We start from the raw sequence: 14202 nt of genomic DNA, 5'->3' as shown, positions 1-14202 counted from the left end.
TTCGCGACGCACGCAATTCTCACTGTGGCCGCAATGCAACAGCTGCGCGCGCAATGATCGCAGCCCCTGTCTATGACACAGCGTCGCCGTGATCGGCTCTACAAGGCGCGGTAGGGCGGCATCGAAAGCCGCTCCGCCCGCCCTTTCCATCGTTTGAAAGTATATTGAATGTCCTTTTTCGTATCGCGCCGGTCGCTTTTGACCGGACTGTCGCTTGTTGGGGTTTCGGCGATCTCGGCCTGTGCCCAGATGCCCAGACAGTCGATCAGCATGGCCGGCCCCCTCGGCGCGGCGCCGCTCGAACCGGCACCGCAATTGCCGCCCGTCGAAGCTGCGGCGCCAGAGCCCACGGCCCCCGCGTCGCCCGATTATGCCAGCATGTATGCTGCGGTCGAAGATGGCGGCCACGCGCTGCCGGCGATCCCGTTCGCCAAGGTCGACGGCCGGTTCCTTAGGCAGGTCGTCGACGACCCGACAGGCGAGAAGCCGGGCACGATCGTGGTCAATACCAGCGACAAGTTTCTCTACTGGGTGCTCAAGGACGGCAAGGCCATGCGCTATGGCGTCGGACTGGGGCGCCAGGGTTACTCCTGGAAGGGCCGCGCGATCGTCCAGTGGAAACGCAAGTGGCCGACCTGGACGCCGCCTTCGGCGATGATCCGCAGAGATCCGAAGCTGGAGAAATGGCGCCAGGGCATGCAGCCGGGTGTTACCAATCCGCTCGGGTCGCGGGCGCTCTACATCTTCAAGGACGGCGTCGACACGCTCTACCGCATCCATGGCTCGCCGGACTGGAAGTCGATCGGCAAGTCCGCTTCCTCCGGCTGCGTGCGCATGTTCAACCAGGACGTCATGGATCTCTACGAGCGCGTGCCCGGCAAGACGCCGCTGCTGGTCATATAGGGCACGGTGCGGCGTGGCCGTGGTTCAGACCGCGGCCCGGCAGGCATCGCCGCTGGCGATCGCGGACGCTTTTGCGGCGGCTTCGACGTGGTTCACGCGCTCAAGGAACCGGCATGCGCGCGGAATGGGGTCGTGCAGATATTGATCCGGCCCCAGCATCTTTCGCCGGTTGAGCTCGGTCGTATCGAGCAGATCGAAGTCGACCTTCTCGATCGTGCAGTGCCAACCGGCACTGTGGCCGGCCCATCCTTTTTCGTGATGTTCCAGCAGGCGCTCGCGGTTGGAGTAGCCGTGATAGTCGAAGGCAACCAGCCCGTTGGTCACATAGATATGGTTTCCCGCAAAGCCCTCGGCCGGAACGATCCGCTCCGCATGGAATCCTTCACGGGGGGCGTGCCTGAGGAAGGTGCCGGCGAGAATCGCGCAGGCGCCGTGACCGAAGAAGATGCGATCCGGCAACGCCCATCGCCTTTCCGGGTTTTTCTTGATGCCATGCTTCAGGATGTACATCTCAGGTCGGCGCGAGCTCCATCTGGGGCTCCTTGATGTCGGCGCACTTGCCCGCGCCATAGACATCGCCGGCTATGCGCGCCTCCACCGTCCTGGCCACCGCCTCCAGGTCAACATCCTTGCCGGCGACCTTCTCGATGGCGCCGACAACGAGATCGGGGGCTATCCAGTCCGGCTTGTGGCCGAGATTGTGTACCCAGACGAGTTCGGCGCCCGATATGTCGCGTACCAGGCCGACGGAGTGGATCCTGGCATAGACGACCTTGTCGCGGTCGCCTGATATAACCACGGTCGGAGCGGTGATCTCCTTGTAGTGCGGCGCGGCGGCGAGCGCATAGTCGTAGAGCCCGGCGACGTCGGTGGCGTTGGCGCGAAAGGCCGAGGGCCGGAGCACCAGCGGGATCGACGCGGCGGCGAGATAATTGTCCGGGACCTTGTTGGGCGAGAATACGCAGGTGGTGGCGTCGGCCATCTGCAACGTTCCGGCTGGATAGGTCAGGGTCTCGGAAAACAGCCTGCCGATGACCGGAATGGTGGTCAGATCGTAGTACCAGGAGGTTGCGCCCCCGGGCCAGGGATGGGTCGCCGGCGACAGAAAGACGAGACCAAGCGTCTTGTCGGCATGCTCCCGGCCGAACGCAGCGGTGACCACACCGCCGAAGGAATGGCCGACGATGATGGCCCGCTTGATGCCGAGCTGGTCCATCAAGGCGGCGATGGTGTTCGCCTGCGCCGACGGGTTCTCGTTGTTGCCAGGACCGCGGCCCGACCATCCGAAGCCTGGCCGGTCGAAGAACAGCATTTCGGCCCGGCCTTCCAGCAATGGCCGCAGCGGCAGCATCTGGTCCTTGAGATTGGCGCTCGCGCCGTGGATGAACACGATCGGCGGCAGATCCGCATTGGCCGATGCGGGAATGTGGACATAGTGGATGCGGGCGCCGTTGATATCCGCGAACTGACCAATGGGCGGATTGCGGCGCTCGATCAGCCAGGAGCCGACGCGATTGACGCCGACGAGGGCAAAGATGAGTGCGAACAGGAGGGCGAGCGCGGCGTAGATCAGGTTCATGCGGGGATATACGGGGGTGGAATGGGATAAGTTCTGGGGTAGGCAGTAGGGTCTTCTTGCTAATGTCTAATCCCTACCGCCTGATCCCTTAGATGCCTTCGCCCGCGAGCTCTTCCGACAGGGTGGCGACCTGGTTCTGGGCGCTGCGCATCATGGGATAGATGGCCAGCACCTTCTGCCAGGCTTCCAGCGCCGACTGCTTGTGGCCGGTCAGCGCCATGATCTGGGCGAGGCCCGACAGGGCGCCGAAATGGCGGGGTTCGAGCTGCAGCGTGCGGTCGATATCGGCCATCGACTTGCCGTAGTTTTTCATCATGAAATGCACGGTGGCACGCCGGTTCCAGCCTTCGGCATAGGCCGGTTGCAAGGTCACCACCTGATCGAGAAAGTCGAGCGCGACGTCGAACTTCTGATTGTCCATGGCTTTTTGCGACCACAGCATCATCAGGTCGATCGAGGCGCTGCCGGACTGGAACCATTCGGTCCAGATGTTGCCGGCAATGCGTTCCGCCGCCTTTTCGTTGCGTTCGCGCTTCAGGTCGCTGAACAGCTTGTCGAGCCGGGCCTGCTTGGTCATCGGCTGGGCCGGCGTGTCCGGAACCGCTGGCTGGGCATCGGAGGGCGCTGGCTGAGCATCCGGTGTCGCCAGCGCGATCGGACGGTCATCCGCGCGTGCCGGCACCGAAATGGCGCCGCAAACAAGGAAAGCCGCCGAAAACGCAAAAAGAATCCGCATCGCCCGAGTCTATCCCCGGGCGGCGGAACATCAAAGTGATTTTAGCGTGAGGGAGCGGGCAAGGCCCGCGCAGCATCAAGTGGCGGGGGCAAGGCCCCGGCCGAAAACTCAGCCCTGACGCGCCTTGTAACGCGGGGCGGTCTTGTTGATGATGTATATGCGGCCCTTGCGGCGAACCAGCTGGTTGTCGCGGTGACGCGCCTTCAGCGCCTTGAGCGAATTCTTGATCTTCATGGTCTTGCCTGTCGGTGTGGACCCGGTCCCGGGTCGAAATTTTAAGGCGCGCCAGAAGACGCGCCTTTTCAACGGTGGGTGGCTCATAAACGAGGAGGCTTGTCCATGTCAACCGCAACCATCTCCGGCATCCGCATAACATCAAAAATCCGCCGCCCCTTCGCGCGGGATTGCGCGGCCCGGCGTGGGCTGGGATGATGCGGTGGCCATAAGATGATTTGGGGGACCACCATGCGCCGAATTTTGCTGCCAGCCTGCCTGGCCTTGCTGGCGGGGACTTCGATCCTGCAGGCGCAGGAATGCGACCGGTCCGACGACAGCCAGCAGATGATGAATATATGCGCCAACGAGGATTATCAGGCAGCCGACGCCAGTCTCAACAAGGCCTATCAGGACCTTATCGGCTCGGAAGACGCCAACGGCAAGAAACTGCTGCAGGCGGCGCAACGGGCCTGGATCTCCTTCCGCGACGCCGACTGCGCGCACACGACGGCGGCGAGCGCCGGCGGATCCATCCACCCGATGGTGGTTTCGCAATGCCTGACCAAGCTGACCAACGATCGCATCAAGCAACTCGCCGCCTCGGCCAATTGCGAGGAAGGCGATGTCAGCTGCGCCAGTTCGGATGAAGACGACGCCCAATAGTCTGGCCGCGCCGGGGATGGACAGTTCCGCAATGCGCGGCCCTATTGGCGGCCGCCGATCCGGGTAAAATGCCCCATCTTGCGGCCGGGCCGGGCCTCGGCCTTGCCGTAGAGATGCAGCATCAGGTCTGGCTCCGCCAGCAGCGCGGGAACGCGCAGCACGTCGTCGCCGATCAGGTTTTCCATCACGCAATCGGAATGGCGGCGCGGGTTGCCGAGCGGCAGGCCGGCAACGGCGCGGATATGCTGCTCGAACTGCGAGACGACGCACGCGGCCTCGGTCCAGTGGCCGGAATTGTGAACGCGGGGCGCGATCTCGTTGGCGAGCAGCGAACCATCCGCCAGCACGAAGAACTCGACGCCGATGACGCCGACATAGTCGAGCGCCGACAGGATCTTTCCTGCCGCCGCCCGCGCCGCCTCGGCCGTCCGTGGCGGTACCGCCGCGGGCAAGGTCGATGTGTGCAGAATGCCGTCGCGATGGACGTTCTCGGCCGGATCGTAGGCGGCGATCGTGCCGTCGAGGCCACGCGCCGATATCACGGAGATCTCGCGCTCGAATGGCACGAAACTTTCCAGGATCAGCGGCACATTGCCCATCGCTTTGCAGGTGCCAGCGAAACCGCCTGTCTCCATGTTGCGGAAGACGCGCTGGCCCTTGCCGTCATAGCCCATGCGCCGCGTCTTCAGGATGCCGCTGCCGCCGAATGCCTTCAGCCCCGCCGTCAATTCGTCATCGCTGTCGACCGACCGGAAATCGGCGGTGGCAATGCCAATGCCGTTCAGGAACGTTTTCTCGCTCACCCGGTCCTGAGCCACCTCAAGCGCGCGCGCCGGCGGGTAGACAGGCACGCTCGCGGCAAGCGCGGTAGCCGCTGCAACGGGAACGTTTTCGAATTCGTAGGTGACGACGGCACTCGCGGACGCCAGTTCGGCAAGCGCTGCCTGATCGTCATAGGCCGCCACGATCTGACGGTTGGCGACCTGTGCGGCCGGGCAATCCGCCTGCGGCTCGAGCACGACGGTGCGGTAGCCGAGGCGGGCGGCGGCAATCGCCAGCATGCGGCCGAGCTGGCCGCCGCCGATGATGCCGATGGTCGATCCGGCGGGCAGGCTCACGGCGTATCCGTCGGCTCTGCCGCGACCTTGGCGGTCTGCGAGGCGCGCCAGGCGTCAAGCCGCTGTGCGAGCTTGTCGTCGTTCAGCGCCAGCACGGCGGCGGCCAGCAAAGCGGCATTGGCCGCGCCCGCCTTGCCGATGGCAAGCGTCCCCACCGGAATGCCGGCCGGCATCTGGACGATCGAGAGCAACGAATCCTGACCCGACAGCGCCTTCGATTCCACCGGCACGCCGAACACAGGCAGCGGGGTCATCGCCGCCGTCATGCCGGGCAGGTGCGCGGCACCGCCGGCGCCGGCGATGATGACCTTGTAGCCGGAGGCCTTGGCGCCCTTGGCGAAATCATAGAGCCGGTCGGGTGTGCGATGCGCTGATATGATCAGCCGTTTGTGGGAAACACCCAGGGCTTCCAGCGTTTCGGCCGCCTGGCGCATCGTCGCCCAGTCGGATTGGCTGCCCATGATGATGGCGACGTCGGCGCGTTGATCGTTCAAGCTTCTGCTCCCCGGCGACAAAGGCGCGCCTTAGCGGAATTCGCGCCGGGCCGCAAGGATTTCAGGCCACCGGCGAGGTGCCGCCGGCCGCAATCCGGCTCACACCGCCGCCTTGCGGAAGCGGGCGACGAAATCGTCGAGCTCGGGGCGCTCCATGTCGGAGATCGCCCAATACGAAAAGCCGCCGTCGCTCCAGTGCACCATGAAGAAGCCGCCCGACGAAAGATCGTCCGGTTGCGTGACCTTGCCGCCCTGCTGCGGTTCGGCGACCAGCGTGATCAGGTGTTCGCGGTGGCGATAGACCAGCGCCGGCACCGGCCGGCCCGATATCACCTCGACCCGGCCGCCGATCAGCGCGTAGCCGTCCTGGGCGAGATCGGGCGCGGGCGGCGAGACGCCGATGCGGGCGTCGAGCCAGGGTTTCACCGTGTGGCGGTCGGACGAGACGATGTCGATCGGGCTCGCGGCAAGCAGGCTGCGGCGATGGCCGCTGGCGACGGCGGCGGCAAAGCCGTCATCGACGCCGCTCTGCATCACCCATTGCGTCGCCCCGCTGGCCAACACGGCGCTGATCATGATCGAGGCGGCCATGGCGCGCCAGTCGAACGATCCGAAACGGCGTGCCCCTGGCGATGTCCGCGTCTGGGAGGGTCGCGTCCCCGCTGCTCGCCTCTGGCCAGCGCCAGCGCCTGCAATCAATCCCGGCAGGGCCGATGGCGAGCCCCGCTGTGGCTCCGTCGCCTCGGCAGACGCCGGCTGTTCGGTGCCGGCCATGCCGATCGCGGCGATGCGGGCCCGAAAGGCATCGCTGACATCGGGGTGCGGCAAGCGGCTCACCGCGCCTTGCAAGGCGACGATGCGCGCGTGCTCGGCGGCAAGCCGTGGGTCGGCGGCAATGCGCCGCTCCACGGCAAGGGCAGCCGCCGCATCAAGCTCGCCATCGACAAGGGCATGGATCATCAGTCTGATACCTTCGGGATCATTGGGCAGTCCGTCGTCGTGCGTCATGACGTTCTCCCCAATTCAGACGCCAGCAGGCCACGGGCACGGGCCAGCCTGGACATCACCGTGCCGATCGGCACGTCGAGCATGGCCGCTATCTCGCGATAGGCGAGGCCGTTTATGTCGCGCAGCACCAGCGTTTCGCGAAACGGCTGCTGCAGCGCCGCGATCGCCGCTTCGAGCGCTGCCGTGTCGGCCTTGGCGATCAGGCTGGCCTCCGGCCCGTCCTCGTCCGGCAGGCTGGTGCCGTGTGCGGCCGCCATGTCGTCGAGATCGCCGAGGTCGCCGACGGCCATCATGCCGCGCGGCCGGTTGCGCGACATCCAGGTGTAGGAGGTGTTGCGCACGATGGTCAGCAGCCAGGCGCGCGCATTGCCGCCGGCATATCCTGATATGCCCGCATGCGCCTTGATGCAGGCATCCTGCACCACATCCTCGGCATCGGCGGCATTGCCGGTCAGCCAGCGGGCAAGCGCCAATGCGTCGCCGAGATGGGGCAGAACCACCTGGTTGAAGCGTTCCGCCAGGGCCCTCTCGCTCAAAGCAGCACCATGGTCCGATACTCCGGGAGGGGTTGGCCGTACCACCTCAAGACGCGACGGCGCCCTTGCCTTGCTTCCGAGGGCAAGGCTCCCGGAAGCGGGCAAAGCCGGCTGCCCTGCTGAAAGTGAATTCATCCGTGCCACCAGTGTCAAGCATCACCGACGAGGAGGCCATTCCAATCAAGCCCGCCGACGCCTGGCGACGGCCGATGCCGTGGCCGGCTACGCCGTGCGTGCGATGATGGGGCATGCCGATCTCCTCAACGCCAGCAATGGCGTATGGCGAGAAGACCTGTCCGGCAGACGGTTTATTCCCGCCCGGTACGATGGAGTTTGATCACGGTTTTGTGATCAACTCCCATCGGATACTTCGCAAGCGGTTTGTTTCCTCAATCCGGCCAGCGCAATGCGCCGGAAGAATCCTTGCGTACGGTCTTCATGGCATCGGCCGGCCGGTCCTTCGAGGTCAAAACCGAGTGCAATTGGCCGGCGACGATCTCGGCCTCGCCGGGATGGAGGTTGCAGGGATCGAGGAAGAAATAGCCGAGCTCGACCTCGTGATCGCGCACGATGATCGGCGGCGATCCGGCCGCCAGTACCGAGGCGAGGCCGGCCGCGGTGAAGCGGCTTTCCGGCCGCACGAACACCTGCAGACGGTCGAGCGGATTGGCGGTCGGATCGGGAATGATCTCGGCGGATATGCCTTCCATGCCTTGCAGCGACTGCTTCCAGAGATCGAGCGCTGCCTTCTCGCGTTGGCGGATGCCGGCATGGTCGCGCTTTTCCCAGGCTTCGAGCGCGGCCATGGCGCCGGCGATGCTTTCCTTGCCGACCTTCATGGCGCGGGCGACGCCGCGATTCTGCAGATAGGCCGATCTCACCAGATCCTTGCGTCCGGTGACGATGCCGCTGGTCGGTCCGCCAAGGAATTTGTGGCCGCTGTAGATCACGATGTCGGCGCCGCGCGCCAGGAAGCCGCGCAGATCATATTCGGACGCGGCGTCGACGATCACCGGCACGCCCCTGGCATGGCAGATCTCACAGAATTCCTCCAGCGACAGCATGCCGTACTGCGCGGTGTGATGGGTGACGACATAGAGGCCTGCGGCCGTGCGTTCGTTGATTGCCTCGCGCAGATGATAATCCTGGGTCGCGCCGACAGTGCCCGCCGGCACGACCCGGGCGCCGGCGACGCGGACGGACTGGTCGAGCGGCGCGCCGTAGTTGACGAGATGGCCAAGCTGGATGATCACCTCGGACTTCAGCCCGCCCGTGTCGTCGGGCAAGCGCTCGATGGCGAGCAGGCTGGTTCCCGTCATGGCGCCGGCTATGGCCATGGTGATACCAGAGGCGGAGCAGGCGGTGATGAAGCCGGCCTCGCCGCCGGTCAGGCGCGCGATGACGGTGCTGGCAGCGCGCTGCAGATCGTCCATCTCCACCCATTGCGGGGCCATTTCGGCCATGGCGCTGATCGCTTCCGGCACGATGATCGACGCGCCGAGCGCCGTCATCGTGCCGGAGACATTGATGATCGGCCTCAGGCCCAGCCGTTCGCGGATGTTGGTGTTGGAGCCGGCGGAGGAAGAGGTTTTCATGTGAGCGGATCCCCCGTGACAGGTCGGGCGGCGATCTCGACGGCCGCATGGATTTCGTCCAGCAGCAGAATCCTGGGCCCCGTGTCCACCGCGCCGGCTAGGCAATGATGTCCGGGATGATCCTGTCTTCCAGCTTCATCAGCCGGTCCTTCAGCGCCAGCTTCTTCTTCTTCATCCGCTGGATCTGCAGCGGGTCGCAATTCGTGGCGATCATCGCGTTGATCGCCGCGTCGAAATCTGCGTGTTCCTGTTTCAGCCGGGAAAATTCGAGGCGAATATCGGCCTGTTCCTGATCGGACATTCTGTACCGTCTGCACGTCTGCGGCGCCCAAAGCTGGGCCTGATTGGGCGGGGGCGGCACTTTCTGCCGCCGGTGCGCAGCCCATATCACATTTCACATTGCCGTGGAATGCTACCACGCAGCATTCGACATCGCAGTCGGAAGGTGGCAAAGTGTCATCGTGCCGTCACAGAAGCGACCTGCGGTGGACGCGCCTTTGACGGCTGCAATCGAGGAAACCATGAAAGGGAGAACCAATCATGTCTCTTGCATCCCATCTTGATGAGTTGCAGCGGAAACACGGCGACATCGAACGCGAGATCGATGACGCGATGAACCACCCGTCGGTGGACGACCTCGAAATCGTGAATCTCAAGCGACGCAAGCTGGCACTCAAGGATGCGATTGAGAAACTGAAGGCGCAACCGACCACGCATTGATGCTCGACTGACATAACCGCCCATTACGCGCGGTCTTCCCTGCCGGCGGCATGCAGCCGCCGGTGTAGTAGGCTTGATTTTCAAGCTTTGCCATGAGCGATAGCTAATATCCTTCAAAACCCTGTTTTGGCCGCGGGCGCCCTCTCTGGGCGCTTCGGCGGCCATCAATTGCCGCCAGTGGCGACCTGTCGCCATTGACAAGCCATCTTTGCTCCTCCACCTCATGCCGGACTCTCGCGCTTCGGCCCCGGGGTGTGTTTGTGCGTCGGAGTGGACGCATGGCGCTTCAAAGACAAAGGCTGCCGGCATGACCGGATATTTTTCCTTTCCTTTCCCCCGCCGCACTTCGGTCGGCGTCGATGTCGGCGGCGTGGTCGTTGGCGGCGGCGCGCCCGTGGTCGTGCAGTCGATGACCAACACCGACACCGCCGATATCGACCAGACGGTGGCGCAGGTCGCGGCGCTCCACCGCGCCGGCTCCGAAATCGTGCGCATCACGGTCGACCGTGACGAGAGCGCGGCCGCGGTGCCGCGCATCCATGAACGCCTGCTGCGGCTCGGCATCAACGTGCCGCTGGTCGGCGATTTCCACTATATCGGCCACAAGCTGCTGGCCGATCATCCGGCCTGTGCCGAAGCGCTGGCCAAATACCGGATCAACCCGGGCAATGTCGGCTTCAAGGACAAGAAGGACCGCCAGTTCGCCGCGATCGTCGAAATGGCGATCAAGCACGACAAGCCGGTGCGCATCGGCGTCAACTGGGGCTCGCTCGACCAAGAACTGCTGACCCGGCTGATGGACGACAACCAGGACAAGGGTTTTCCGCTGACCGCGCAGGAAGTGACGCGCGAGGCGATCGTGCAATCGGCGATCCTTTCGGCAGAGATGGCCGAGGAGATCGGGCTTGCCCGCGAAAAGATCATCCTCTCCGCCAAGGTCAGCGGCGTGCAGGACCTGATCGCCGTCTACACCGAACTTGCCACCCGCTCCGATCATGCGCTGCATCTGGGCCTCACCGAGGCGGGCATGGGCTCGAAAGGCATCGTCGCCTCGTCGGCGGCCATGGGCATCCTGCTCCAGCAAGGCATAGGCGACACCATCCGCATCTCACTGACGCCCGAGCCGAACGGCGATCGGACGCGCGAGGTACAGGTCTCGCAGGAACTGCTGCAGACCATGGGTTTCCGCCAGTTCGTGCCGATCGTGGCGGCCTGCCCCGGCTGCGGCCGCACGACCTCCACCGTGTTCCAGGAACTCGCCCAGAACATCCAGGCCGACCTCAGGAAGAACATGCCGGTGTGGCGCGAAAAATACCCGGGCGTGGAAAACCTCAAGGTCGCGGTGATGGGCTGCATCGTCAATGGTCCCGGCGAATCCAAGCACGCCGATATCGGCATTTCGCTGCCCGGCACCGGTGAGACGCCGACAGCACCGGTCTTCGTCGACGGCAAGAAGGCGGCGACGCTGCGCGGGCCGTCGATCGCCGCGGATTTCGAGAAGATGGTCGCCGATTATATCGAGCAGAGATTCGGCCGCGGCGGCAAAGCCGCGGCAGAGTAGGGACAATGCAGCGTTTGCTCCTGGCGACGCTGATCCTGTTGTGCGGACTGGGCTGGTCGACATTCGCCGAGGCCGATCCGCCGCAATCGGCCAAGCAGAGGCTGATCGACAAGGTCTGCAACCTGATCCAGGCCCATGCCGATATCAACGGGCTGCCCAGGGATTTCTTCGCCCGGCTGATCTGGAAGGAAAGCCGCTTCGATCCCAACGCCGTCAGTCCTGTCGGCGCCGAGGGCATCGCCCAGTTCATGCCCGGCACGGCCAAGATGCGGGGGCTCGAAAACTCCTTCGACATCAACCAGGCGATTCCGGCATCGGCGCAATACCTGGCCGAGATGAAGGCCAGCTACGGCAATCTCGGCCTGGCGGCCGCCGCCTACAATGCCGGTGAAAGCCGGGTGTCGCGCTGGCTCGGCTCGGGCGGCTTCCTGCCGATGGAGACCGAGAGTTATGTGTTCGACGTCATGGGCGAGCCCGTCGACAAGTTCACCGACCGGACCTATGCCGGAAAGGTCGAGCCGCTCGACGCCAAGCTCGATTTCGCGGTCGCCTGCCGCAAGCTGCCTGTCATCATGTCGCAGACCGTGGCGATGGCCTCGATCAATGTGAAGCCGTGGGGCATCCAGGTTGCCGGGAACTTCCGCCGCAGCGCCGCGATCAGCCAGTGGCTGAGGGTCAGGAGCCGTTTCCCGGCCCTGCTTGCCAGCCATGATCCGGTGGTGAGTCGGGTGCGCACGCCGATCGGCCGGCGCGGCATCTATGCGGTGAGGATCGGTGTCGACGACCGCGCCGCCGCCAATGTGATCTGCCAGAAGCTGCAAAGCGTGGGCGGCGCGTGCGTGGTGGTGCGCAACCGGTAGGCGCCCGGACCGTGCCGGAGAGGGGCATTCTCGATGACAGCCAGGATCGTTCTTCTCAATGGCGTCGGCGGTGCCGGCAAGAGTTCGATAGCAAGGGCCTTGCAGGGGATAACCGCCGAGCCGTTCCTGCATCTCCAGATGGACAGTTTTCTCGAAATGCTGCCCGATTCCCTTCAGGACCATCCCGATGGATTCTCCTATGAAACCATGGAGCAGGACGGCCGCCCCTCGGTCGTGATCAGCGCCGGGCCGGTGGGCGAGAGAGCCTTGCGCGGCATGCGCCACGCCGTTGCCGCCATGGCCGGGCAAGGCAACAATCTGATTGTCGATGACGTGCTCTGCAATGGCGAGATATCGGACTATGTCGCGTTGCTGTCCGCCTTCGATCTCCGCCTTGTCGGCGTCATGGCGCCGCTGGAGGTGCTGGAAGCCCGCGAAGCCCAGCGCGCGGACAGGTTGCCGGGCCTGGCGCGCTGGCAATATGCCCGCGTGCACGCGGGTATGCGTTACGATCTCGAAGTCGACACCAGCGCGCTTTCGCCGCTGGAATGCGCCCGTCGCATCCAGCAACGATTTCGATTATAGGCGGCGGATTGGCCGGGTTCGCTCCGCCTGCGATGAACGACAAGGGCAGCGCGATGTTCGACGCATACATTATCTGCGGCACGCCGAGAACCGGCAGCACTTTGCTGTGCAAACTGCTGGAATCCACCGGGAGATCAGGCGCTCCTCACTCCTTCTATCGGCGACAGGACGTGGCCGAGTGGGCCGAGGAGTGGAAGCTGCCCGGCCGCGACACGATGGGCGAGCTTGCATTCAATCTTGCCTATCTCGATGCGGCGATCATGGCCGGCAAGGGCGGGACAGATATTTTCGGACTGCGCCTGATGCGGGAGAACCTGGATGAGCTTTCGGCGATCCTGGATCAGGTCTATCCCGGGCTCGTGTCAGACGCGGCGCGTTTCGAAAACGCCTTTGGCCGCGTTCTCTACATACACCTCTCGCGCGAGAACAAGCTCGCGCAGGCCATCTCCCTGGTCAAGGCGGAGCAGACCGGCCTCTGGCATGTCGCTCCAGACGGAACGGAGATCGAAAGGGTAGCGCCGCCGGCGAAGCCGCAATACGACTTTCGGCGCATCAGCGGCGAAGTCGCCGAGCTCGAAGCCTATGACGCGGCCTGGAACACATGGTTCGAGCGACAGGACATAACGCCGTTGCGGCTTGGCTATGAAAGCCTTTCAGCCGATCCGGCCGCCACGCTCGCTGGCATCTGCAAGGCATTGGGCGTGACGCCGCCGAACATGGCGGACGTGAAGCCGGGCGTGGCGAAGCTCGCCGACGCGACAAGCCTGGACTGGATGCGCCGCTATCGTCTGGACGCCGCCGGCTAAGGTGCGGGGCAAGACCACAACGTGATGGACGGCGCGCCTGTCGCGCATTGCAAACATTTGGGGTATAGCCGGCGGCATGACCGATCCGATCTACAATGATCCCGATTTCGTTCAGTTCTACGACATCGAGAATCAGGATGGCCGCGCCGATTTTGACTATTGCATGCGTCTTGCCCGGGATGGCGGCTCGGTCCTCGATCTTGGTTGTGGCACCGGTCAACTGGCGGCCGAAATGGCCATGGGGTGCAGCGTCACCGGCGTCGATCCAGCATCGGCCATGCTCGACATCGCGCGGCATCGGCCTGGTGGTGACAAGGTCGACTGGGTCATGGCCGACGCGCGGACGGTGCGGGTCGGACGACGGTTCGATCTGGTGCTGCTGACCGGTCACGCGTTCCAGGTTTTCCTGACGCAAGAGGATCAGCGCGCGGTGCTGCGCACCATCGCCGAACATCTCGCTCCCGGCGGTCGCTTCTTGTTCGACACGCGCAATCCCGCCGTGGAGGCGTGGCTGGAATGGACGCCGCAGCGCTCCGAACGGATGGTGCAGCACCCCAGCCTTGGCACCGTCAGGGCCTGGTATGATGCCGACCATGATGCCGCCACCGGGGTGGTCACCTATTCGACCTTTTACGAAATTCCCCGCGGCAGACCGGTTCTGGGCGCTGAATCGAAAATCGCTTTCCCCGAGAAGAATAGTCTTGCCGGGATGCTGGATGAAGCCGGCATGGTGGTGGAGCAATGGCTGGGCGGCTGGCAGGGCGAACCCTATACGGACACTTCCGCAGAAATCATCCCGGTCGGGCGGCTGCGCTGATCCGG

General features: G+C 64.5%; 19 protein-coding genes. 8 read left to right on the top strand and 11 right to left on the bottom strand.

Going from position 1 to position 14202, the window contains the following annotated elements; all coding sequences use genetic code 11:
• Window positions 1-98: 98 nt before the first annotated feature.
• Window positions 99-272 carry a hypothetical protein gene (locus FFS37_RS36140; protein WP_232375619.1) on the bottom strand — a complete coding sequence of 58 codons (174 nt, stop codon included), beginning with the start codon at window positions 270-272 and terminating at the stop codon, window positions 99-101.
• On the opposite strand from FFS37_RS36140, the gene FFS37_RS10395 reads away from it, so the two are divergent.
• Window positions 271-903: a L,D-transpeptidase gene (locus tag FFS37_RS10395; RefSeq protein WP_332311474.1), complete on the top strand. Its 633-nt coding sequence runs from the start codon at window positions 271-273 to the stop codon at window positions 901-903. The two genes, FFS37_RS36140 and FFS37_RS10395, sit on opposite strands and share 2 nt — an antisense overlap.
• A 24-nt stretch (window positions 904-927) precedes the next feature.
• Here FFS37_RS10395 and FFS37_RS10390 read toward each other — a convergent pair whose 3' ends face one another.
• The 4 genes from FFS37_RS10390 to ykgO all read right to left on the bottom strand — a co-directional run bounded on the left by FFS37_RS10390 (window position 928) and on the right by ykgO (window position 3452).
• A complete protein-coding gene (locus tag FFS37_RS10390) occupies window positions 928-1413 on the bottom strand; it encodes a hypothetical protein (RefSeq protein WP_137930844.1) in 486 nt (161 codons plus the stop codon).
• 1 nt (window position 1414) lies between these two features.
• Window positions 1415-2482 carry an alpha/beta fold hydrolase gene (locus FFS37_RS10385; protein ID WP_137930843.1) on the bottom strand — a complete coding sequence of 356 codons (1068 nt, stop codon included), beginning with the start codon at window positions 2480-2482 and terminating at the stop codon, window positions 1415-1417.
• A gap of 88 nt (window positions 2483-2570) precedes the next feature.
• Complete coding sequence (locus tag FFS37_RS10380) at window positions 2571-3218, bottom strand: tetratricopeptide repeat protein (RefSeq protein ID WP_137930842.1); 648 nt, start codon at window positions 3216-3218, stop codon at window positions 2571-2573.
• Window positions 3219-3326: 108 nt separating this feature from the next.
• Window positions 3327-3452: a type B 50S ribosomal protein L36 gene (gene ykgO, locus FFS37_RS10375; protein WP_006203764.1), complete on the bottom strand. Its 126-nt coding sequence runs from the start codon at window positions 3450-3452 to the stop codon at window positions 3327-3329.
• A gap of 231 nt (window positions 3453-3683) precedes the next feature.
• On the opposite strand from ykgO, the gene FFS37_RS10370 reads away from it, so the two are divergent.
• The gene (locus tag FFS37_RS10370) at window positions 3684-4097 is read left to right on the top strand and encodes a lysozyme inhibitor LprI family protein (RefSeq protein ID WP_137930841.1); all 414 of its coding nucleotides are present in this window, start codon (window positions 3684-3686) and stop codon (window positions 4095-4097) included.
• 41 nt (window positions 4098-4138) lie between these two features.
• On the opposite strand, the gene FFS37_RS10365 is transcribed toward FFS37_RS10370, so the two are convergent.
• The 6 genes from FFS37_RS10365 to FFS37_RS10340 all read right to left on the bottom strand — a co-directional run bounded on the left by FFS37_RS10365 (window position 4139) and on the right by FFS37_RS10340 (window position 9149).
• The gene (locus FFS37_RS10365; protein ID WP_137930840.1) at window positions 4139-5215 is read right to left on the bottom strand and encodes a 5-(carboxyamino)imidazole ribonucleotide synthase; all 1077 of its coding nucleotides are present in this window, start codon (window positions 5213-5215) and stop codon (window positions 4139-4141) included.
• On the bottom strand, window positions 5212-5709 hold the full coding sequence (gene purE / locus FFS37_RS10360) for a 5-(carboxyamino)imidazole ribonucleotide mutase (protein WP_137930839.1): 498 nt from the start codon (window positions 5707-5709) through the stop codon (window positions 5212-5214). Before purE ends, FFS37_RS10365 begins: the two co-directional genes overlap by 4 nt.
• Window positions 5710-5808: 99 nt before the next feature.
• Complete coding sequence (locus tag FFS37_RS10355) at window positions 5809-6717, bottom strand: anti-sigma factor family protein (RefSeq protein ID WP_137930838.1); 909 nt, start codon at window positions 6715-6717, stop codon at window positions 5809-5811.
• Window positions 6714-7253, bottom strand: a complete 540-nt coding sequence (locus FFS37_RS10350; RefSeq protein WP_137930837.1) for a sigma-70 family RNA polymerase sigma factor — start codon at window positions 7251-7253, stop codon at window positions 6714-6716. Before FFS37_RS10350 ends, FFS37_RS10355 begins: the two co-directional genes overlap by 4 nt.
• A 389-nt stretch (window positions 7254-7642) precedes the next feature.
• Window positions 7643-8848 (bottom strand): aminotransferase class V-fold PLP-dependent enzyme, encoded by a 1206-nt coding sequence (locus FFS37_RS10345; RefSeq protein ID WP_137930836.1) that lies wholly within the window; start codon window positions 8846-8848, stop codon window positions 7643-7645.
• A gap of 97 nt (window positions 8849-8945) precedes the next feature.
• Window positions 8946-9149 carry a YdcH family protein gene (locus tag FFS37_RS10340; protein ID WP_135902230.1) on the bottom strand — a complete coding sequence of 68 codons (204 nt, stop codon included), beginning with the start codon at window positions 9147-9149 and terminating at the stop codon, window positions 8946-8948.
• 239 nt (window positions 9150-9388) lie between these two features.
• On the opposite strand from FFS37_RS10340, the gene FFS37_RS10335 reads away from it, so the two are divergent.
• The 6 genes from FFS37_RS10335 (at window position 9389) to FFS37_RS10310 (ending at window position 14197) form a co-directional block, all read left to right on the top strand.
• Window positions 9389-9568 carry a YdcH family protein gene (locus FFS37_RS10335; RefSeq protein WP_010911953.1) on the top strand — a complete coding sequence of 60 codons (180 nt, stop codon included), beginning with the start codon at window positions 9389-9391 and terminating at the stop codon, window positions 9566-9568.
• Window positions 9569-9875: 307 nt separating this feature from the next.
• Window positions 9876-11129, top strand: a complete 1254-nt coding sequence (gene ispG, locus FFS37_RS10330; RefSeq protein ID WP_137930835.1) for a flavodoxin-dependent (E)-4-hydroxy-3-methylbut-2-enyl-diphosphate synthase — start codon at window positions 9876-9878, stop codon at window positions 11127-11129.
• 5 nt (window positions 11130-11134) lie between these two features.
• A complete protein-coding gene (locus FFS37_RS10325) occupies window positions 11135-11989 on the top strand; it encodes a lytic transglycosylase domain-containing protein (RefSeq protein WP_137930834.1) in 855 nt (284 codons plus the stop codon).
• Window positions 11990-12022: 33 nt separating this feature from the next.
• A complete protein-coding gene (locus FFS37_RS10320; protein WP_137930833.1) occupies window positions 12023-12574 on the top strand; it encodes a phosphotransferase-like protein in 552 nt (183 codons plus the stop codon).
• A 53-nt stretch (window positions 12575-12627) separates the two neighbouring features.
• Complete coding sequence (locus FFS37_RS10315; protein ID WP_232375616.1) at window positions 12628-13380, top strand: Stf0 family sulfotransferase; 753 nt, start codon at window positions 12628-12630, stop codon at window positions 13378-13380.
• Between the two features lie 76 nt (window positions 13381-13456).
• A complete protein-coding gene (locus tag FFS37_RS10310; RefSeq protein WP_137930832.1) occupies window positions 13457-14197 on the top strand; it encodes a class I SAM-dependent methyltransferase in 741 nt (246 codons plus the stop codon).
• Window positions 14198-14202 lie beyond the last annotated feature (5 nt).

The organism is Mesorhizobium comanense (assembly GCF_005503535.1).
GTDB classification, from domain to species: domain Bacteria; phylum Pseudomonadota; class Alphaproteobacteria; order Rhizobiales; family Rhizobiaceae; genus Mesorhizobium; species Mesorhizobium comanense.
Note: the sequence above shows the minus strand (reverse complement) of the source record. Positions and strands in the feature narration are given on the sequence as shown.